Origin of the sequence: Barnesiella viscericola DSM 18177 (genome assembly GCF_000512915.1) — a bacterium.
GTDB classification, from domain to species: domain Bacteria; phylum Bacteroidota; class Bacteroidia; order Bacteroidales; family Barnesiellaceae; genus Barnesiella; species Barnesiella viscericola.
Map to the genome: position 1 here is coordinate 796625 of NZ_CP007034.1, position 20646 is coordinate 817270.

Genomic DNA, 20646 nt, shown 5'->3' on the forward strand with positions numbered 1-20646 from the left:
AAATTTAGTTCAACCCTATGTGTGTTACAAAAATTCAATATTTTTCTACAAAAAAAGAGATTTTGCCGCACAAAACAGTTAACCTATGATAAAAAAGACATTTATCACAGAGATATGAAAGAATAAATATTTTTCAAGGTTATTTGCGAGACCGACTTTGTTGCGTGATACTCCCGTCCCCCCTACTCTTGCCAAGCAAAAGATTATAGATTTTTTATCGAGGCTCTTAACCGACTTAACGACTGCTGGGTAATTCCCAAATAGGAAGCTATGTATTTCAAAGGCACCTCCTTGACTATTTGCGGGCGCACCTTAATCAGGCTGATGTAACGATTGAGAGCATCGTCTTTCCCGAAAATCTTGCATTTGCGCTCCAAACAATAGAGTTGTTCGAGGCATATCGTGCGGAAGAGGTTGGAGATGGTCAGGCTTTCATTACACAAGGCTTCCAGTTCGGTCTGCCTGATCGAATAGAGGGTCATGCGAGTCACCGCCTCGTATTGCAGAAAGGCCGGCTCACCCTTGAAATAGCTGAACATCGAAGCAAAAAAATCGCCACACACCCCGAAGTCTTCTGTAATTTCATTCCCCTTGGCGTCCCAGAAATAGGCTCGGGTAAGGCCACTCTCGACCAAAAATATTTCGTCGGAAACCTTCTCGGCCTCGATAATGATTTCGCCCTTGTCAAATTTAACCCGCTTGGAGATGGAGAGGAGCCGTTCAAAATCGGCCGCTCCTATCTGATAATTGTTCAAAAGCAGGGTCTTTTACTCTTCCCGAATCGTTTGCATCTTTCTGTTATATTAAAGGTATAACTTTTCTCTTTTGTACATATCCGATGGGAGGAGACGGAATTTACTCCGGTTACTCCCCCTCGGCCAACCGCTGCCGCACCACCTCGTACATCATGACCCCGGCGGCTACCGACACATTGAGCGACCCGATGTTTCCCACCTGCGGAATGGCCACCATCTCGTCGCACAACCGCAAGTTGTCGGGATCTACGCCGGTATCCTCGGCTCCCATGACCAATGCGACCGGCAACGTATAGTCGACACGCGTGTAGTTGAGAGCCGCCTTCTCCGAAGCGGCAACCACCCGGATACCACTGTCTTTGAGGTAGCGAATGGCACTGTGTATCGACCGTTCACGACAGACCGGGATATGCAGCAGAGCTCCGGCCGAGGTTTTCACGGCATCGGCGTTGACACTGACGCTGCCCCGCTCGGGCACCACGATGGCATCGACTCCCGTGCACTCGCAGGTACGGGCTATGGCTCCGAAATTGCGCACATCGGTAATCCCGTCGAGCAACACGATAAAGGGTACCTTCCCCTCCTCGAAGAGCGTGGGGACAATATCGCCCAACCGCTGGTAGGCAACCGACGAGATGAAGGCTACCACTCCCTGGTGATTCTTGCGGGTGATACGGTTAAGACGCTCGACAGGCACCCGCTGTACCAGATACCCGCGGCCCTTGATCAGGTCGAAGAGCTCCTTGGCCAGGTCGCCTTGCAGCTCCTTACGTATCAAAATCTTATCTATCTCTTTCCCGGCTTCTATGGCCTCGATTACGGCCCGAATACCAAAAATCATCTCATTCTTTTCCATCGTTCAATTCGTTACGTTTCAATAATTCGCGGGCATTATCGAGAGCTGCGGCCGTGAGCGACGAACCGCTCAACATGCGGGCAATCTCCTCCACCCGCTGCTTGTCGGTGAGGCGTACCAAGTGTGTGGCCGTAGCCGTGTCGGTATCACTCTTGTAGACACGGTAATGGGTCTGCCCCCAGGCGGCCACCTGAGGCAGGTGGGTGATGCTGATTACCTGCATGCACTGCGCCATCTCGCGCATGATACGGGCCATCTTGTCGGCAATCTCGCCCGATACCCCGGTATCGACCTCGTCGAAAATAATGGTGGGCAAGGCCATGGCGTGAGCCACCAGCGCTTTGAGCGAAAGCATCAACCGCGAGATTTCACCACCCGAGGCAACCTCCGACACCGGTTGCAAAGGTTGGTTCTTGTTGGCCGAAAAGAGGAAGCGAATGGCATCGCCTCCCGTCTCGTCGAGCTGCGGCCGGGGGGCCACCTCTATCTCGAATTGCAGATGGGGCATACCCAACGGCTTGACCCGCTCGGTGAGGGTCTGCGAAATGCCGGCAGCCGACTGCTGCCGCACCTCGGTCAACCGGGCGGCCAGGTCGCGCACCTGTTGCTCCTGCTCCTCGACCTGGCGCTTCAAGGCGGCCAACTCCTCGTCGTAGTTTTCGATGCGGGCCAACCGCTCGGCAAACGAATCGCGCAGGGCCAGCAACTCCACAGCGTTGGACACCCGATGCTTCTGTTGCAACGAGTAATAGGTGTCGAGCCTATTCTCCACCCAGGCCAACCGCTCGGGGTCGATATTGAGATTCTCCTGCGACCGGTCGACGGTCGTGGCTATATCTTTCAAGTCGATGTAATCCGATTCGAGGCGACCAATCCACTCGTCGACCTCGGGATAGAGGCGCGAGAGCGATTTCATGCGTGAGAGCGCCGCATTCAACAACGACACGACCCCGGTCTCCTCGCCGTGCAGACAGGCTTGCAGCACGGCCAATTCGTTCTTAATCTCCTCGGCGTGCTGCAACGTCTGCAACTCGCCTTCGAGTTCCTCCTGCTCGCCCTCTTTCAGCTGGGCTTCATCGAGTTGTCCCAACTGGTAACGCAGGTAGTCCTCCTCCTCGCGGCCCGTGCGGTTCTCCTCCTGCAAGCGGGCGAAGGCCTGCAACCGTTCGCGCCACCGGTGGTAGTGCTCGCGGTAATCGGCCAGCAACGCGGCATCGCCAGCCATCGTATCGACCACACGCAACTGGAAGCGCGAGTCGGCCAGCAAGAGATTCTGGTGCTGGGAGTGTATGTCGATAAGCTGCTCTCCCAGGGCTTTCAACTGGGCCACCGAAACAGGGGTATCGTTGATGAAGGCCCGCGACTTGCCCGAGGGGAGAATCTCGCGCCGCAAGATACACTCGCCTTCGTCGTAGTCGAGTTCGTTTTCGTCGAAGAAGTCGCGCAGATGATACGACGCAATGTCGAACACCCCTTCGATCACCGCCTTCTCGTCGCTGTGCCGCAACGATTTCAAGTCGGCCCGCTGACCGAGTATCAATGACAAAGCTCCCAAGATGATGGACTTGCCGGCACCGGTCTCGCCCGTAATGACCGAGAATCCGGGCTCGAAATCGATGTGAAGCTCGTCGATGAGCGTATAGTTGGAAACACTCAGTTTCTTAATCATAATGCGTCTCTCTCCTTATTCGGTCTGTTTAATCTTGTCAATAATGCTTCTGTCGGTGGGATACATGCCGCTCAATATATCATAGACCGTCTCTTTCTCGGAAGTCGGGGCCTTGGAATAGACATTCACCAGTTCGTCGAGTTTGGCGTCCCGGAACAGGGTGATTACCACCGACATGGGTGAGGCCTCGTAGACTTTTTGCAGTTGTTGCAGCGCCTCGGTAATCTTGGCCCGCCCCTTGTCGACACTCAGAGCCATCTCGTCGAGACCGCCGCGGTGATAGTCGTACCACAGCTGGCGGAAACCCGCGGTGCTCTGTTCGACAAAGGCAGACAGCAGGGCGTGACGGTTGCGGTTGTCCTCGAAGGCTTTCCAGCCGGCCTCCATCGACGATTGCCCCAGGTTGACCACCTGACGAGCCAACTCGTAGAAGGGGGTCCCGCCCATGGGCGAGAAGCTGTCGAAGTCGACCCCGAGTATCATATAGACATAGAAGTTGATGATGGCCGTGAGGTTGCTCTCGATGTTGGTTTCGGAGAAGACCAGCGGCTCGTACTCCTGATAGTTAAATTCGACCTGCGTGTCCTTGAAGTTGATGAGCGTGGTAGTGTAGGAGCTGTTGTAGACCGGGCGGCGCGACTGCACCTGCAACTCGCACACGAAACGGTTGTCGGCATACTCCTTCACGGTGAAGAGCATCGAGCAGTCTATCCGCTCGACGGGCGAAATCTGTGCCGTAGACCACTTGCGGTCGTTGATATACTCGGTAATGGCCTCTTTGAGGGTGGTGAATACCTCCTTGTTGGTGCCCTGTATCTGGTCGCTGTTCACCTCGACACGACAATTCAGCTCCTGAGCAGCAGCCAGGCAGGGGAAAAGGAGGAGCAGCACATACAAGACATTTCGTTTCATATCATCTCTTCTTTGAATAGTTTCTTGCCCGAATGGTTCTCGCCTCGTCCTGAGTCATCGCCCTTCGTTCATGCACCGGGCCAGCAGGTCGACAATATCGACGGCCACCTCGGTTTTGAGTTTGCAGGGAATCTCGACCGGCTTGCCCTCCCGGCCGATAACGGTCACCTTGTTGGTGTCGCAACGGAATCCGGCACCGGCATCGCGCAACGAGTTGAGCACGATAAAGTCGAGGTTTTTCTTCGCCATCTTCGAGCGGGCATTGCTCTCCTCGTCGTTGGTTTCGAGGGCAAAGCCCACCAAGTATTGCCCGGCACGCTTGCGGTGCCCCAGTTCGGCAGCAATATCGGGGTTGGGTTTGAGGCGCAACACACGCTCCTCGCCGCTCCGTTTAAGCTTCACGTCACTCACCGTCTCGGGGGCATAGTCGGCCACGGCAGCACACATGATGGCGGCATCGGCATGGTCATAAGCCTCGACGGCTGCCCGATACATCTCGGCTGCCGACTCGACATCGATGCGGCGAATCGAGGGGTGGCCCGTCTTCAAGGCCACCGGCCCGGCCACCAACACCACCTCGGCACCGGCTTCGGCACAAGCCTCGGCCAGCGCAAACCCCATCTTGCCCGACGAGTAGTTACCGATGAATCGCACCGGGTCTATCTTCTCATACGTGGGACCCGCCGTCACGAGCACCGTTTTCCCGGCCAACGACTGCTTCCGCTCAAAAAATCGGTCGAGCACGGCCACGATATTCTCGGGCTCTTCCATGCGCCCCTTCCCGGTGAGATGGCTGGCCAGCTCGCCGGTTGCCGGCTCGATAATGTGATTGCCGTAGGAGCGCAACAAATCGAGGTTGTGCCGGGTCGACGGGTGGGCATACATGTCGAGGTCCATGGCCGGAGCCACAAAGACCGGCGCCTTGCACGACAGGTAGGTGGTCACGAGCATGTTGTCGGCTATGCCGTGGGCCATCTTGCCGATAGTCGAGGCCGTGGCGGGAGCAATAATCATGGCATCGGCCCACAACCCCAGGTCGACGTGGCTGTGCCACTCGCCGGTATTGGCCGTGAAAAACTCGCTCACCACGGGCTTCCCGCTCAGCGACGAGAGGGTAACGGGGGTTATGAACTCTTTGCCCGCAGGGGTCATCACCACCTGCACTTCGGCGCCCTGCTTGATGAGCAACCGCAGCAGATAGGCGGCTTTGTAGGCAGCAATGCTGCCCGTAATACCCAATATGATATGTTTGCCTTTCAACATGTGCTTGAACCTTTCTTGTCGCACGGCCTCCCGTCAGAAGCGGCGGCGTGCGCGGGTGTATATCTCGGTTATGACATTCTTGGTATTCAGCGGGAAGTCGCCCTGCATCATCCAGCTGTAATAGCTGGGTTCGAGCTGGAATATCTCCTCGACCGAACGCCCCTTGTATTTGCCGAAGTTGAACACCGGCACATCGTGTTCGTTGAGAATGATGCGCCCGGCAAAATCGACGTTGCGGTTCTGGGTCGAGAACGACACCCACGAGTCGATGTCGTTGGTGAGGTATTTCCCTTCATACTCATCTTTGGCAGCCTCGGTATAGCGGTCGAGTTGGGCCTTGAATACCTCGTAGGTAGCCCGGGTATCGGCCAGAGCCGAGTGGGCATCGACCAGCGGCGCGCCGCAATAGAACTTGTAGGCGGCTTTGAGGGTACGGGGCTCCATGATGTGGTAGATGGTCTGCACGTCGACAAACTTGCGCTTCGAGATGTCGAGATTGACCCCGGCGCGCAACAACTCCTCGATGAGGAACGGCACATCGAAACGGTTGGAATTGAATCCGGCAATATCGCACCCCTCGAACACCTTGGCGATGTTGCGGGCCACGTCCTTGAAGAGGGGCTTGTCGGCCACCATCTCGTCGGTAATGTGGTGCACGGCCGTCGATGCGGGGGGTATGGGCATACCGGGATTGACAAAGATATCTTTCTCCTCCACCTCGCCGTTGGGGAAGACCTTGACATAGGCCAGTTCGATAATCCGGTCGGTGGTGATATTGGTACCCGTCGTCTCCAAATCGAAGAAAACGAGTGGGTTCTTCAAATTCAGCTGCATGATTGGTTATTCAATGGATTGAATGATTAAAAATCGCTGAGCATCATAGGCATCAACAGCATGAGCAGGTCTTCATTCTCCTTGTTTTCCAACGGCACGATGATACCGGCACGCGTGGGATCGGAGAGCTCGACAACCACCTCGGTAGAGGGTATGTTGTTAAGTATCTCAATGAGGAACGAAGCCTTGAAACCTATCGTGAGGTCGTCGCCCGTGTAGTTGCAAACCACCTTCTCCTCGGCCGAGATGGAGTAGTCCTTGTTTTCGGTCGAGACGAGCAGCTCTCCGTTTTTCAGTTGCAGCTTGGCCAACCCCAGGGCAGCATCGGCAAAGACCGATACCCGACGCAGCACGTTCACAAACAACGCGCGGTCGATAATCAGGCGATTGGTATTGTTGGTGGGGATTACCGAATTGTAGTTGGGATAGTGCCCCTCGATGAGTCGGCAGTTGAGCACGAAGTCGGAGAGCTTGAAGCAGGCGTTCTTCGAGTCGAACGAGAGCTCTACGTTGCCATTCTCCTTGGGAAGAATCGACTTCAACAGATTGGCCGGCTTCTTGGGCAAGATGAACGAGGCACGCACCCCGGGAGCCACCGCCTGGTTCTTGAAGCGTACCAGCTTATGCGTATCGGAAGCCACAAACGAGATGCTATCCTCGAAAATGTCGAGATAGATACCGTTCATGACGGGACGCAACTCGTCTTCGGCCGTAGCAAACAGCGTGCAGCCGATGCCGTTGAGCAGCTGCTGGGCATCGAGCGAAAGGTTGACAGCCGAGGGATCCATAGGCATCTTGGTGGGATACTCGTCGCCATTCACCCCGATGAAGTTGTAACGTCCGTTCTGGAAATGAAGGAAGATTTCGAGATTGTTGTCATCGATTTCGAAAGTCAACGGTTGGTCGGGCAACTCTTTGAGCGGTTCGAGCAATATTTTGGCATTCACGGCAAAAACCCCTTCGCCATGCGCTTCCATCACGTCGATGGCCGTAGTCATGGTGGTCTCCTGGTCCGATGCTGTCATCGAGAGGCGCGTACCTTCGAGGCGGAACAGGAAATTGTCGAGAATAGCCATTGAGTTTTTCGAGTTGATAACCCGGCTGATAGTCTGCAAATGGGATAGCAACAAAGTGCTGGATACAATAAATTTCATAGATATGTCTTTTTGTTTATTTTGTTTCTTAACTCATCTCTTTCCACAGGCGGGGAACGCCCGCAGGGCCGAGATTCCGGGCAATCGCCACCACGGCCTGCCCCCTATCTCTTTAACGAACAAATGTAGTGAAAATTTTTGGCCCGACCGCCTAATTCGCAAGAATATATGAATAAGTTATCAACATCGTCCGACAAACGCAACTCATTTAAATGCCATCGCCTCTTGTATTTACGTTCTTCTTTTGCTACATTTGTAAAACATGGAGGCCAAAAGGGTGAATCCCAGACATATCAGCTACCTTTGTATTGCCTTGTGCATCATCTTCGCAGGGGGCTATATCCTGCGACAAAACTACCTGCTCAACCAGGCTTATCAAAATGCGGCTCCCTACGACTATATCCCGGCGGGCGAAATACACACGATTCTCGTGACTACCCCAACATTCCCCTACGACTCGACAGTCGGCCTACCCTACGGGCAGCAAGCCCGCATGCTGGCAGGTCTTTGGGAGGAGGTCCGTTCGGCCGCCGGGCTGACTCGTGTCGACACCCTTGTCTTCTCATTCACTACAACCGGTGAACCAGCCCTGTGGTACCGCACTTCGAAAGCAGAACAAAAACAGCTGGTCCGACAACTGCCCCACCTGCTCTCCAACAACTACCGCCCGGTAAGCGAACGCGTCGGCCGCATGACCGTGCGACACTACGCCCTGCACAACGGGAATTTCCTGCACACTTTCATGGCTCCGGGCGTGATAGCCTTCTCGTTCGAGTCGGCCCTGTTCCGCGAAGCCCTGCAAACGGTCGACGTACTTAGCCGGCGGGAACAGTTTACCAAAACCCTCCACTCGCTCGACTCCCAAGCTCCCGCCCGACTGTTGCAACAAGTCAACGACCTGGGCTACCGCAGCTCGGGCCGCTGGCAGGGCATGAGTCTCAGAGCAGTTTCTACACAGGCCGCCCCCGCCGATTCGGCTACCCTTCGGCCGTAAGGATTCACCAGCTCCACAGGTTTCAAAAGCAGCCAAGCATCGGGGGTAAAAAACAAAAGGGTCGGCAACCTTGACGGCTACCGACCCCTTTTTTCGTGTCCGAGATGAGATTCGAACTCACACGAGCCAACGCCCACTACCCCCTCAAAGTAGCGTGTCTACCAATTCCACCACCCGGACATACGGCATCTCTTCGTTTTTCTCTTGGTGCCCAGAACAGGACTCGAACCTGCATGCCTCTCGACACACGCACCTGAAACGTGCGCGTCTACCAATTCCGCCACCTGGGCATAATTGTCATCGATAGAGATACCGATGGAGCGAAAAACGGGACTCGAACCCGCGACCCCAACCTTGGCAAGGTTGTGCTCTACCAACTGAGCTATTTTCGCATTTCAAGATTTCAACCTTTTCTTATCGGAACACTTTCCGATGTCTGAGCGAAAAACGGGACTCGAACCCGCGACCCCAACCTTGGCAAGGTTGTGCTCTACCAACTGAGCTATTTTCGCAATTGCGAGTGCAAAGATAAACGGACTTTTCGGTTTATGCAAGCGCTTCGCCGTTTTTTTCACCAAACATTTTTCAAAAAATTGATTATCGTTTGATAAATAGCACATTATTATTCGCAAGAATTTTTGCCGATGAGCGAATAAAATTCACGGCGCCACTCTTCCTGCTCAAATTTACCGGTACAATCATAGGTCACGGTAACGGCTCCCTGCTTTTCGACCCCCCGCATCTGCATGCACAGGTGACGGGCCTCGACCATGACAATGACCCCCTCGGTCGACAGAGCCTCGGCCAGACTGTGACATATCTGCGCCGTGAGACGTTCCTGCACCTGAAACCGACGGGCAAAGACGTCGACCACACGGGCTACCTTGCTGAGCCCGACAATGCCTTTGGAGGGGATATACCCCACATGCACCTTCCCGAAGAAAGGCAACAGATGGTGCTCGCAAAACGAATAGAATTCAATATCGCGCACGATGACGATGCGCGAACCGGTGTGCTCGAATATCGCCGACGAAATGACATCGCTTGCCGACTGCCGATAGCCCTTGGTGAGTTTCATCATCGCCTTGGCCGCCCGCTCGGGAGTTTTAAGTAGACCCTCACGATTGGGGTCGTCGCCCAATAAAGAGATAATGGCCCGATAGTGTTCGGCCAGCTCCTTGCAAACCCGTTGTTGTTCTTCCGGGCTCATGACAACCTGTTCCTCCATGCGTTCAAATTATTCGGTAAATCCCTGATGTATCTGTATGTGTATCTTGTCACGCACGACGCGCATCTCCCGGGCCATCTGGGGGAACTCTCTTTTCAGTTCCCGCAAGGCATTGCCGGCCTCTTCGTAGGAGCGGAAATCGCCTACCCTCAGGCGCCAGAACGGCGAGGTGAAGGTGACATAGGTCTCCATCTCGGGGAAAGCCTGCTTGATAAGCCCCTCTTTATAGAGGGCGTTGTTCTTGGCCGTGCGATAGTTGTTGTCGGAGAATACCTGTATGCGGAATCCCGACGACTGGGCATAGCCTTTGTTGCCGTCGTACTTGATTACGCCTTCGGCCCGACTGACCCGCTTGGCCAGCTCGGCAGGCTGCACCACTTTCACTTTGCCGCCCGTCTCGGGCCGTTCGAGATACTGGACAATCGACGTATCGGAAACGGCAACCTGCGCCTGTACCCGACCGACTGTCGTCCCTGCCCAAACCAGGGCTACGATAAAAAGAAGAGAATTGCGCGTCATAATCTACATCTTTTCAAAAACAATGAGGCTGCAAAAATAAGAATTTATTCCCACTTTTGCAGCCTCTGTGAAAATCTATTTTATCAGAATGCGGTAATAATGCCCATGAACGAGTCGGCTTTCAGGGCAGCACCACCGATAAGACCACCGTCTACATCGGGTTTGGCGAAGAGCTCGGGAGCGTTGCTGGGTTTGCAGCTACCGCCGTAGAGAATCGAGGTGTTCTCGGCAACTTCCTTGCCATACTTGTCGGCAATGGTTTTGCGGATAAAGGCGTGAATCTCTTCGGCTTGGTCGGCCGTAGCGGTTTTTCCGGTACCGATAGCCCAAACGGGTTCGTAGGCCAGAATGATTTTACCGAAATCTTCGGCCGAGAGGTTGAACAGCGACTCTTCTACCTGAGCCTTTACCACCTCGAAGTGTTTGCCGGCTTCGCGCTCTTCGAGAACCTCGCCGATGCAGAAGATAGGAGTCAGACCGTTGGCAAGAGCCAGGAGGACTTTCTCTTTCAAGATTTCGGGAGTCTCGTGATAGTAGGCACGACGCTCCGAGTGACCCAGGATTACATATTGAGCACCTGTCGAAGCGACCATCTTGGCCGAAACTTCACCCGTGAAGGCACCTTCGGTCTTGTCGGCGCAGTTCTCGGCACCTACCCCGATGCGTTTGGTATCGATGGCGTTTACAACCGATACCAGGTGAGTAAACGGAGTGGCGATGATGACATCGCATTTGGTAGTTACACCAGCCAAAGCAGCATCAATTTCTTTGGCCAAAGCTACGCCCTCTTGGACGGTAGTGTTCATTTTCCAGTTTCCTGCAACAATGTTTTTTCTCATAACAAATCTTTTTTATGGGTTAAAAAATTATTTGATTATTTCTCTTTCTTCTGGTTTCTCTTGGGACTCGGCACGGTCGTCGGCAGGAGGCTCCGGCGCCTCGGGTTCCGGCTCCAATGCGGCACCCGGCTGCGCCTCTTCCGGACGGGAATCCCCGGCCTCTCCGGTCGATTCGGGGTCCTGAGAGGCATCGTCACCCCCGCTCTCCCCGACCGCCGCAAGCGCATCGCGCTCGGCCCGGCGACGACGGATACGGTTGAGCCGCCACAATTTGATACGCCCGATAATCATCGCTACCATCTTCTCGGTCAACAGCAGCACAAGCATGGGAAAGAGATAGGCCACGAAGATAAAGCCGATGCGCCGCTGAGGCCGGTACAACTCGGGACGCCCGTAATCGAGCTGGTCGAGCGGCCAGGTGAGTTGCGTCTCGTCGGGCAGTTGCGAAGGGGCCGTCTTGCGCAGAATCGTACCTCCTTTCAACAACAATACACAGGGATTACCCCTCGCGATGGTCCGTATGGTGGTCTTGTCCATAAAGCAGAGCGGATACTCGGCACCTGTATTTTCGAGCCAAACCTCGGCCTCTCTCGGCGAGGAGGAGGTCACACAGACGAACTTGTATCCCCACTCTACACAATAGTCATAGAGTTCGTTTATCCGGTCAACCTCGCTGTCGTCGGCTTTCGAGAGGTCGGGCGAGAGCAACAGAATGCAATAACTCTCGTCGTTGATAATCTCGTCGGTCACATCGACGGCCCCGCGATAGATGGTAAACTCGTCGATAGCGGGGGCCTGGGTCTGCGGGGCTTCCGTCTCCTTCTCATAACGATCGACAAAGCTCCACCCTTCCTCTTCCGGCGGCAGGTTGTCCAAGGTAAACTCTTGTTGCTTACCGTCCTTCTCGTAGATGAAGACAAACTCGCGCTGGGGTTCACCGGAGGTAAGAGCTTCGGGTATATTCACCCCGATTTTATAGGGCCGGAAATCGAGATAGGGCTGGTAATTGATGCCTATGTAACAGAAGAAGAGTACAAAAACCAGCGAATAGAGCCCCGTGAGCCACTGTACCTCCTTGTTGTACAGCCCCCGCAACCGCTTACTGGTATAGAGCAGGAAGACCGTGAGGCCCAACAGCACCACATTTTTGAAGAAGGTGGCCCAGTTGCTCAAATGGACGGCGTCGCCGAAACAGCCGCAATCGGATATGGGATTGGCTATGGCCAGATAGAGCGTGAGGGGGGTCATCACACAAAGGAAGAGGAAGACAAGCCGAGGTGTGGACTTGCGATACGACCCGAACAGCAGATGCACGCCCAGCAGGAACTCGACTACCGAGAGGGCTACCGAGAAAAGCAGGGTGAACGACGAGAGGAACTCGAGGTGAAATGCGGCAAAATAGTCTTCAAACTTATAGGCCGTGCCATAGGGATCGAGAGCCTTGACAAACCCCGAAAAGACGAATGTCCCCCCTACGACCAGGCGGAACAGAAAAACCAGCCACTTCATCAAAAGGGCCTTGCGTTTCTCGTTAATCGTCTTGCTCTCCATACTCTATCTTGATGAGACCAAACAACGAATAGTTAATCATGTCCATGTAGTTGGCATCGACACCCTCCGAGACCAGCGTCTTGCCGCCATTGTCCTCGATTTGCTTGGTACGGCACACCTTGGTCAGAATCAAATCGGTATACGAGCTGATGCGCATGCTGCGCCAAGCCTCGTCGTAGTCGTGGTTCTTGGCATACATGAGGGTCTTGGTCTCGGTCATGTATTTGTCGTAAAGCGCCAAGGCCTCGTCGTTGCTGATGTCCTCGCTATCGGCATAGCCGAAGTGCAGTTGGATAAGGCCGATGATACCGTAGTTGACGATACCGATAAATTCGGAACGAATACCCTCGTCGATTTTGCTTTCGCCCTTCGTCTCGATGCTTCTGATACGCTTTGCCTTGATAAATATCTGATCGGTAAGCGACTGCGGACGCAAGATGCGCCACGAAGCCCCATAGTCCTTCAGCTTCTTGGCGAAGAGGTCCCGACAAATGGATATTACATGCTCAAATTGTGCTACAGTATCTGCCATGACTAATCAATTTTTCCAACGATTCTCACCAGGCCTGCGGGCAGCGGCATGCACACACGGCCTTCGCGCCCAACCCCGGACCCGGGTTTCTGCTGCAAAGGTACAATTTTATTCCCAAAAATTACAGCCAAATCGCTATGGATATTTGGCCAGGCTGCAAGTGCCCGCCCGGTCAAAATCCGAAGAAGAGCTCGAACATCTCTGCAGCCTCCTCATCGGCTTCCTCGATCTGGTCTACATATTTTTTGGCAATCGTCTTGGACAAATTGTTTGCCCGGGTATTGGCGGCACATTTCTTGAACCACTCTTTGGCTTCGGTGGTTTTCTCGTCGGCATAGAGAAGCAACCCCAAATGACACTGCGCCAGCGCGTCGCCATTGTTGGCCCGCGATCGCAGCTCGCCAGCGGTGGCGGCGGCATAGTCAAAGCCCGAGCGATATTGTTGCAACCACTTGCGGGAGCAGAGAGCCGAAGCCGTGAGATACCCGCCTTTGTCGTAATACTTGACGGCTATCTGGTAATCCTTGATTACTCCCCCCCCTGTCTCGTAACAGGTTCCCAGTTTGAAGCAGGCCTCTCGCTCTCCCTGTTCAGCCGCCTCGGTATACCAATGAGCCGCCGTCGTGACGTTGCGGTCGACGCCTACCCCATCATGATAGCAATCGCCCAATTTCAGCGAGGCTTTGCCATATCCCTGTTTTGCGGCTTGACGCCACCAGTACACGGCTTGCTCGTAGTTCCCATCGTCAAAATACTGCTGCCCCAGCACATACTGCGACACATCGATTCCCGACTGGGCATTGGCCAACGTCGAGGGGTCGACATGCGAGCCCGACGATGACGAAGAAGTGGATGCCGTCGAGGCCGACGTTGTGGAACTGCCGTCGGCCGACAGGCCCAGCTTGGACAGCCGCTGGCGGGCATCCTCATTGCCGCTCGCAGCCGCCTTGCGATAGTAACTGATGGCCAGCGACCGGTTGGAGGCAACCCCCTCCCCATTTTCGTAACACCAGCCCAGGTTATAGCAGGCCGAAGGGAACTCCTGGTCGGCAGCCTTCTTGTACCACAAAACCGCCTTTTCGTAACTCCGCTCGACACCCCGTCCGTAGTAGTAGCACTCGCCCAGGTTGTTCTGCGAGAAGCGGTTGCCCTGGTCGGCGCTGCGACGATACCAGTACGCCGCCTCGCCGAAATCTCGTGCGGTGCCGTAAGCATTTTCATAGAAGTAGCCTACCCACGACTGGGCATAGGCATTGCCTTGCTCGGCCGCTTTCTTGGCCCAATAAAAAGCCTTGCTGTCATCTTTCGGTGCCCCTTCTTTACCTTCCCAGTATCGCATGGCCAAATCATACTGAGCATCGGAGTCCCCACTTTCGGCGCGCTGCTGCAATTCGCTCAGCGTCTCGCCCCACACAGCTGTCGTGCTGCCGAGAAACAACAGCACGAAGCACAAAAACACATGTTTCATAATCCCTTTTTTTCAACTATTCTAAAATAATAAAACGCATGCTTTAAAAAGGAAAGCCCGGCATCTTCTCCAAGAACCGGGCTATATAAGGGGTCGTATCAAAGGATGCGATGAAACTCCGAAAGACAGGATTTGAGGGCCTCCGCTCCTTTGTAATCCACCGTGCAAAGCATACCTCGAAAGGTTGTGGCCCGCCATTGGAACGGAAAGCGTGTCTCGGTATTTCATAATTTTTGATGAGTTTCCCAATCTACTCTGATACGACCGGGCTTTCTCTTTCTCTTTGATACAAAGCTATACATTTCCTTTGAGAATACAAAATATTTCGGTAAAAAAAATTAGGGATTTCTCCATGAGGAATCCCTAACTCTATCATAAGAAGATGGTTTGTCTTTCTTATTTTACTTTCTCGACGATAGCCTTGAAAGCTTCGGGGTTGTTCATAGCCAGGTCGGCCAGAACCTTGCGGTTGATTTCGATGCCGGCTTTGTGAAGGGCGCCCATCAGTTTCGAATAGGACATGCCTTCGAGGCGAGCGGCTGCATTGATACGTTGAATCCACAATGCACGGAAATTGCGCTTATTGTTTTTGCGGTCACGGTAGGCATAGGTCAAACCTTTTTCCCAAGTGTTCTTGGCAACGGTCCATACGTTTTTGCGCGAACCATAATAACCGCGGGTAAGTTTAAGAATTTTTTTTCTTTTTGCTCTTGAAGCAACGTGATTTACTGATCTTGGCATAGTTTTTCTTGTTTTGAATGTTAGCGCTACCGTTCAAGGTAAACTTCAAGCTAAAAACATTCGGTTAATAAATTTTGAAACTACTCTTTTGTGTTTGTGAGAAAACTCAAAACCCCGACAGGTCTTATTTCATACCCAGCAATGCTTTCACATTGTTCACATCGACCGTTTTCAGCGTGGTCATGTGGGTGAGGTTTCTTTTTTGCTTCTTGGTCTTCTTCGTCAGAATGTGGCTTTTGTAAGCATGTTTTCTCTTGATTTTTCCTGTTCCGGTAAGGGCGAACCTCTTTTTGGCACCGGAATTAGTTTTAATCTTTGGCATTTTACTAAATTTTAATTTTATAATTGAATGAATAGTTTGTGCTATCTCTTCTTATTTTTTCTTGGGGCTGATCATGATAATCATGCGCTTACCTTCAAGCACAGGCATCATCTCGACCTTACCGTAGTCCTCCAAGTCGTTGGCAAATCGCAACAACAGCACTTCGCCCTGCTCCTTGAACAGAATCGAACGGCCCTTGAAGAAGACGTAGGCCTTCACCTTGGCCCCTTCGTTGAGGAACCCGATGGCGTGCTTCAACTTGAAGTTGTAGTCGTGATCGTCGGTTTGCGGCCCGAAACGAATCTCCTTGACCACAATCTTGGTCGACTTGGCCTTCTGCTCCTTCTGCCGTTTCTTTTGCTGATAGAGGAATTTCTGATAATCCAGAATCTTGCATACCGGCGGCACTGCATTGGGTGAAATCTCGATCAAATCGAGACCTTGCTCGTCGGCCATGTGCATCGCTTCCTGTATGGTATATACACCCTGCTCTACATTATCGCCGACCAAACGCACCTCTTTGGAGCGGATACGTTCGTTGACACGATATTGATCTTTGATGTCATTCTTTTTTGCAGGCATAGACCGGTTAGGTCTACCGGGCTGCGGTTGTGGTTGCGGTTTTTTCTCCATTCAGATTACCATTCTTTGAGTAATTCTTCTACTTCTGCATTTAAATTTGCGGCAAAGGTAGCAATTTTCATCGAACCTTTATCACCTTCGCCCTGTTTTCTTACAGAAACTTCACCATTTTCGGCCTCTTTTTCACCGACAATCAGCAAATAAGGAATCCGCTTCATCTCGTTGTCGCGAATCTTGCGGCCTATCTTTTCGTTGCGGTCGTCGACAATGGCACGAATATCTTTCTCGGCCAATTGGCTGGCTACCTGTTGTGCATAGTCGTTGAACTTGGCGCTGATGGGCAGGACTGCTACCTGGTCGGGGGTGAGCCACAAGGGGAACTTGCCACCGGTGTGCTCGATGAGCACGGCCACGAAACGCTCCATCGAACCGAACGGTGCGCGGTGAATCATGACAGGACGGTGTTTCTGGTTGTCGCTACCCGTGTATTCGAGTTCGAAACGCTCGGGCAGGTTGTAGTCTACCTGAATCGTACCCAACTGCCAACGACGGCCCAGGGCATCTTTGACCATGAAGTCGAGTTTGGGACCGTAGAAGGCGGCTTCGCCATATTCTACACGGGCTTTCAAGCCTTTCTCCTCGCAAGCCTCGACGATGGCACGCTCGGCCTTCTCCCAGTTTTCGTCGCTACCAATGTATTTCTCGCGGTGAACGGGGTCGCGAAGCGAGATTTGAGCCTCGAAGTTATCGAATTTCAGAGCCTTGAAGATGATGAAAATAATATCCATCACTTTGAGGAACTCCTCTTTCAACTGGTCGGGACGGCAGAAGATGTGGGCATCGTCCTGCGTGAAGCAACGTACACGGGTCAAACCGTGCAGCTCACCGCTCTGCTCGTAACGGTATACCGTACCGAACTCGGCAAAGCGCAAAGGCAGGTCTTTGTACGAACGGGGCGATACTTTATAGATTTCGCAGTGATGCGGGCAGTTCATCGGTTTGAGCAGATACTCTTCGCCCTCTTCGGGGGTGTGAATCGGCTGGAACGAATCCTTACCGTATTTGGCATAGTGACCCGATGTCACATAGAGCATCTTGTTACCGATATGAGGGGTGATTACCTGCAAGTAGCCGAAACGTTTCTGTACCTTGCGCAGCATGGCTTCGAGACGGTCGCGCAACCGGGTACCACGGGGCAACCACAACGGCAGACCGGGACCTACGTTGGGCGAGAAGGCAAAGAGTTCCATCTCCTTGCCAATCTTGCGGTGGTCGCGTTTCTTGGCCTCTTCGAGCAACACGAGGTATTCGTCGAGCATCTTCTTCTTGGGGAAGGAGATACCGTAGACACGTACCAACTGTTTGCGCTTCTCGTCGCCACGCCAGTAGGCACCGGCCAACGAAGTAATCTTCACGGCCTTGATAAGCCCGGTGTTGGGCAGGTGCGGGCCGCGGCACAAGTCGGTAAATGCGCCTTGTGTATAGGTAGTGATGGTTCCGTCTTCGAGTTCGCTGATAAGTTCGACCTTATACTCTTCACCCCGCTTGCCAAACATGTCGAGGGCATCGGCTTTCGAGATTTCTTTCCGCACGATGGGGTCTTTGTGACCGGCCAGTTCGAGCATCTTGGCCTCAATGGTGGGAAAATCGGCGGCGGTAATGGTAGCGTCGCCCGGGTCTACATCGTAGTAGAATCCGTTTTCAACGGCCGGACCAATACCGAATTTGATACCGGGATAGAGCTCCTGCAAGGCCTCGGCCAACAAGTGTGCCGAAGAGTGCCAAAAGGCGTGTTTGCCTTCGGGGTCGTCCCATTTGAACAGTTTGATAGCCGCATCTTCATTCACAGGGCGGGTGAGGTCCCACTCTTGACCGTTGACGGTGGCGGCGAGGACTTCCTGTGCCAACCGGGGGCTGATGCTCTCGGCGATTTGCAAAGGGGTAATGCCAGACTCAAATTCCTTTACCGAATTATCGGGAAATGTAATCTTAATCATTGTTTCTATCCTTTATATCTTTCAGTTTGACTTGTACACATTGAAGCACGACGCCTGTGGCGCCGTTTTTTCCAAGGCACAAAAGTAATAATTATTTCATTACGAACAGGAATAATTACAAAAATCTTTTAATCGCTCAGACGTTTCAGCAAATTATAGGCGGCCACGACGCCCAACTCGCCGGCTTTACTCAGGTCGGCGGTACCCGCAGCGGTGTTCCCCTGTTTCAGATAGACGAGCCCGCGGTTGTAGTACGCATCGCCGAAATCGGGCCGCAACTCGATTGCCTTGGTATAGTCGGCTATGGCGCCCCGGTAGTCCTGTTGCGAACAGCGCAGATTGCCCCGGTTGTAGTAGGCATAGATAAAACGGGGAGCATCTTCGATGACCTTTTCATAGTCACGCAGCACCATTTCATACTCCATTTTCAGATTCTCGCCGCCCAACGAAGCGATACCCATCGCGGCAAAGTCGTTGGAGTCGGTTTTACGCTTGGCCTGGAAGTCGAGGTCCTGCGACGAGGCGGTCGACAACTCATACTCGATTTGCTTGGCCCGCACCACCGCCCGCAGGAAATAGGCCATCGTGAAGTTGTTGCTGGTCATCACCGCCTTGTTCAGGTCGTCGAGAGCGCTGGCAAAATCCTGCACAAGCATGAAATCGATGGCCCGCCCGAAATAGGACAAGGGATTGGAGGGGTTGATCTCTATCAACCGGGAGTAGTCGTTAATCGAGGCAAAGTGGTAGTTCACCTGGTCGGAGAGCAGGGCGGCCTCCGAGTTGGTCAGCAGCAGCTTCTTGGCGAATACATGAGTGTCGTTGAGCTCTTCCAGCTCCTTGACGTAGTAGATATTCTGACGCACGGCATCGGGACGCTCGTAATAGGTGAGCACATACATGGGCTGTATCGACACCTGCACGTCCTGGTCCTGCACGCGGCCTCTGATTTTGTTTTCATACTCGGGTTTATACTCGGTGTGGGCGTCGGCCACAAGTATCTGGTTGAACTTGTTGATGTTCTTGTCCGACTCGGAACGCTCGTCGGCCGCCTGCCCCGACGCCTTGCCGGTCGTGCCGGCCGCAGCCGTAGCCTCGTCGATGGGATCGTACTTGGTCTTCTTCTGCAAGTCGAGTGCCAGCATGAAATCCTTTTCGCCCCCCTTCATGTCGCCCATCTTGCGTTTGGCTTCGGAGCGGGCAAAGAAACCGGCGGCAAAGTCGGGATACTGTTCCAGCACCACGTTGAAGTCGGCAATCGCCTTGCTGTAACTGCCTATCATGTCGTAGAGCAAGGCCCGGTTGTAGATGGCGAAGTAGTTGTCGGGCTCGGCCTTGATTACCGCCGAGAAGTCCGATATGGCCTTGTTGCGTTCACCCACCTGCATGCGCAGCAGACCGCGGTTGTAATAGGTCATCGTGTTGCCGGGGTCGAGTTGCAAGATGTGGTCATAGTCGGCCATCGCCCCTTGCAGATCGTCCTGGTGGTATTTGATACGAGCCCGGTTGAAATAGTACGACACCTCCTTGGGGTCGAGCCGCAGGGCCTCGTTCATATCGGCCAGCGCCGAGTCGTAGTCGGCATCGTGCAAGACCTTGATAATGGCGCGCTGGGCATAGGCCCCTGACATGTACTTGTCAATCGAGATAGCCTTGTCGATGTCGGCCAAAGCCTTGATGGTATCGCCCGTCTCCAAATAAAACTGCGAACGGCTCATATAACCATTGTAGTAGTTGGGGTGCAGAGCTATGAGTTTTCCGAAACTCTTCTCGGCCTCGTCGTATTTTTTCAACTGTACCTCGGCTATGGCCTTGTTATTTAAAAAGGTACGGTCCTCGGGGGCATAGCGAAGACCGGCCGTGTAATCGTCGATGGCCCCTTGATAATCGCCGAGGGTCTGCCGGGCAATACCTCTCACCTGATAGGCATTCACGATAAAGGGGTTGCGCTCGATACAGAGGCTGCAATCCTCCTCGGCCCCCTTGAAATCGTCGAGGCTCAGCTTGGCCACGGCCCGATAGAAATAGGGTTCGGCCATGTAGGGTTTCACCTTGATGACCTGGTTGAAATATTGCATCGACAGGATATAATCTTCAAAATAGAGTGCGTTACGCCCGATGTTCATCACCCGGTCGGTGTTGATTTGAGCCACCGACAAGAGAGAGGTAAACGAAAGCAACAGCAATATGATACAGGACTTATGTATAAGTTTCATGAAAAGCACGGCATGATTATCAGACAAATGTAAGCAAATAATAAGAAACCATCGCAAACCCGTGAAAATTTTATAAGTTTTTTCTTTTCAGAGCCGCTTCCTGAACATTTTTTACGATCGGCTGTCTTATATAAAAGCCCGAAAAACTTTTCGATCTTTGAGCAAGACAGAATGCGGCCTGGTATAGCCAAACTTGAAAACCGGGTTTCCCGTTTGT

General features: G+C 53.3%; 19 protein-coding genes and 4 tRNA genes. 1 reads left to right on the forward strand and 22 read right to left on the reverse strand.

What is annotated here, in order from left to right; all coding sequences use genetic code 11:
- Positions 1–203: 203 nt before the first annotated feature.
- From BARVI_RS12880 to dnaN, 7 genes are all read right to left on the reverse strand, one after another.
- Positions 204–755, reverse strand: a complete 552-nt coding sequence (locus BARVI_RS12880) for a Crp/Fnr family transcriptional regulator (protein ID WP_025277836.1) — start codon at positions 753–755, stop codon at positions 204–206.
- A gap of 109 nt (positions 756–864) precedes the next feature.
- Positions 865–1611, reverse strand: coding sequence for a 23S rRNA (guanosine(2251)-2'-O)-methyltransferase RlmB (rlmB, locus tag BARVI_RS03165; protein ID WP_025277837.1), 747 nt, complete (start codon positions 1609–1611; stop codon positions 865–867).
- A complete protein-coding gene (gene recN, locus BARVI_RS03170) occupies positions 1598–3280 on the reverse strand; it encodes a DNA repair protein RecN (protein WP_025277838.1) in 1683 nt (560 codons plus the stop codon). The genes rlmB and recN overlap by 14 nt, the downstream gene beginning before the upstream one ends.
- A 15-nt stretch (positions 3281–3295) precedes the next feature.
- On the reverse strand, positions 3296–4192 hold the full coding sequence (gene porD / locus BARVI_RS03175; RefSeq protein WP_025277839.1) for a type IX secretion system protein PorD: 897 nt from the start codon (positions 4190–4192) through the stop codon (positions 3296–3298).
- 54 nt (positions 4193–4246) lie between these two features.
- On the reverse strand, positions 4247–5455 hold the full coding sequence (gene coaBC / locus BARVI_RS03180) for a bifunctional phosphopantothenoylcysteine decarboxylase/phosphopantothenate--cysteine ligase CoaBC (protein WP_025277840.1): 1209 nt from the start codon (positions 5453–5455) through the stop codon (positions 4247–4249).
- 33 nt (positions 5456–5488) lie between these two features.
- On the reverse strand, positions 5489–6289 hold the full coding sequence (locus BARVI_RS03185; RefSeq protein WP_025277841.1) for a 3'-5' exonuclease: 801 nt from the start codon (positions 6287–6289) through the stop codon (positions 5489–5491).
- Between the two features lie 26 nt (positions 6290–6315).
- A complete protein-coding gene (gene dnaN / locus BARVI_RS03190) occupies positions 6316–7443 on the reverse strand; it encodes a DNA polymerase III subunit beta (RefSeq protein ID WP_025277842.1) in 1128 nt (375 codons plus the stop codon).
- A 262-nt stretch (positions 7444–7705) separates the two neighbouring features.
- On the opposite strand from dnaN, the gene BARVI_RS03195 reads away from it, so the two are divergent.
- Complete coding sequence (locus tag BARVI_RS03195) at positions 7706–8437, forward strand: hypothetical protein (RefSeq protein WP_025277843.1); 732 nt, start codon at positions 7706–7708, stop codon at positions 8435–8437.
- Between the two features lie 96 nt (positions 8438–8533).
- Here BARVI_RS03195 and BARVI_RS03200 read toward each other — a convergent pair.
- From BARVI_RS03200 to BARVI_RS03270, 15 genes are all read right to left on the reverse strand, one after another.
- Positions 8534–8617: transfer RNA gene (locus BARVI_RS03200), tRNA-Leu, on the reverse strand.
- Between the two features lie 25 nt (positions 8618–8642).
- Positions 8643–8727: transfer RNA gene (locus BARVI_RS03205), tRNA-Leu, on the reverse strand.
- A 26-nt stretch (positions 8728–8753) separates the two neighbouring features.
- A tRNA-Gly gene (locus tag BARVI_RS03210) sits at positions 8754–8829 on the reverse strand.
- Positions 8830–8876: 47 nt separating this feature from the next.
- A tRNA-Gly gene (locus BARVI_RS03215) sits at positions 8877–8949 on the reverse strand.
- A gap of 110 nt (positions 8950–9059) precedes the next feature.
- Complete coding sequence (gene folE, locus BARVI_RS03220) at positions 9060–9647, reverse strand: GTP cyclohydrolase I FolE (protein WP_084547072.1); 588 nt, start codon at positions 9645–9647, stop codon at positions 9060–9062.
- Between the two features lie 27 nt (positions 9648–9674).
- Complete coding sequence (locus BARVI_RS03225) at positions 9675–10184, reverse strand: SPOR domain-containing protein (RefSeq protein WP_025277845.1); 510 nt, start codon at positions 10182–10184, stop codon at positions 9675–9677.
- An 83-nt stretch (positions 10185–10267) separates the two neighbouring features.
- A complete protein-coding gene (gene tpiA / locus BARVI_RS03230) occupies positions 10268–11023 on the reverse strand; it encodes a triose-phosphate isomerase (protein WP_025277846.1) in 756 nt (251 codons plus the stop codon).
- Between the two features lie 27 nt (positions 11024–11050).
- A complete protein-coding gene (locus tag BARVI_RS03235) occupies positions 11051–12574 on the reverse strand; it encodes a BT_3928 family protein (protein ID WP_025277847.1) in 1524 nt (507 codons plus the stop codon).
- Complete coding sequence (locus tag BARVI_RS03240; RefSeq protein ID WP_025277848.1) at positions 12555–13106, reverse strand: DUF1599 domain-containing protein; 552 nt, start codon at positions 13104–13106, stop codon at positions 12555–12557. The genes BARVI_RS03235 and BARVI_RS03240 overlap by 20 nt, the downstream gene beginning before the upstream one ends.
- Before the next feature lie 172 nt (positions 13107–13278).
- On the reverse strand, positions 13279–14574 hold the full coding sequence (locus tag BARVI_RS03245; protein ID WP_025277849.1) for a tetratricopeptide repeat protein: 1296 nt from the start codon (positions 14572–14574) through the stop codon (positions 13279–13281).
- Positions 14575–14970: 396 nt separating this feature from the next.
- Positions 14971–15315 (reverse strand): 50S ribosomal protein L20, encoded by a 345-nt coding sequence (rplT, locus tag BARVI_RS03250; protein ID WP_008860709.1) that lies wholly within the window; start codon positions 15313–15315, stop codon positions 14971–14973.
- A gap of 124 nt (positions 15316–15439) precedes the next feature.
- On the reverse strand, positions 15440–15637 hold the full coding sequence (gene rpmI / locus BARVI_RS03255) for a 50S ribosomal protein L35 (protein ID WP_025277850.1): 198 nt from the start codon (positions 15635–15637) through the stop codon (positions 15440–15442).
- Positions 15638–15688: 51 nt separating this feature from the next.
- Entirely contained in the window at positions 15689–16219 is a 531-nt protein-coding gene (gene infC, locus BARVI_RS03260) for a translation initiation factor IF-3 (protein WP_051401072.1), read from the reverse strand.
- Between the two features lie 56 nt (positions 16220–16275).
- On the reverse strand, positions 16276–18216 hold the full coding sequence (thrS, locus tag BARVI_RS03265; RefSeq protein WP_025277852.1) for a threonine--tRNA ligase: 1941 nt from the start codon (positions 18214–18216) through the stop codon (positions 16276–16278).
- A gap of 128 nt (positions 18217–18344) precedes the next feature.
- Positions 18345–20429 carry a tetratricopeptide repeat protein gene (locus BARVI_RS03270; protein WP_038534254.1) on the reverse strand — a complete coding sequence of 695 codons (2085 nt, stop codon included), beginning with the start codon at positions 20427–20429 and terminating at the stop codon, positions 18345–18347.
- Positions 20430–20646 lie beyond the last annotated feature (217 nt).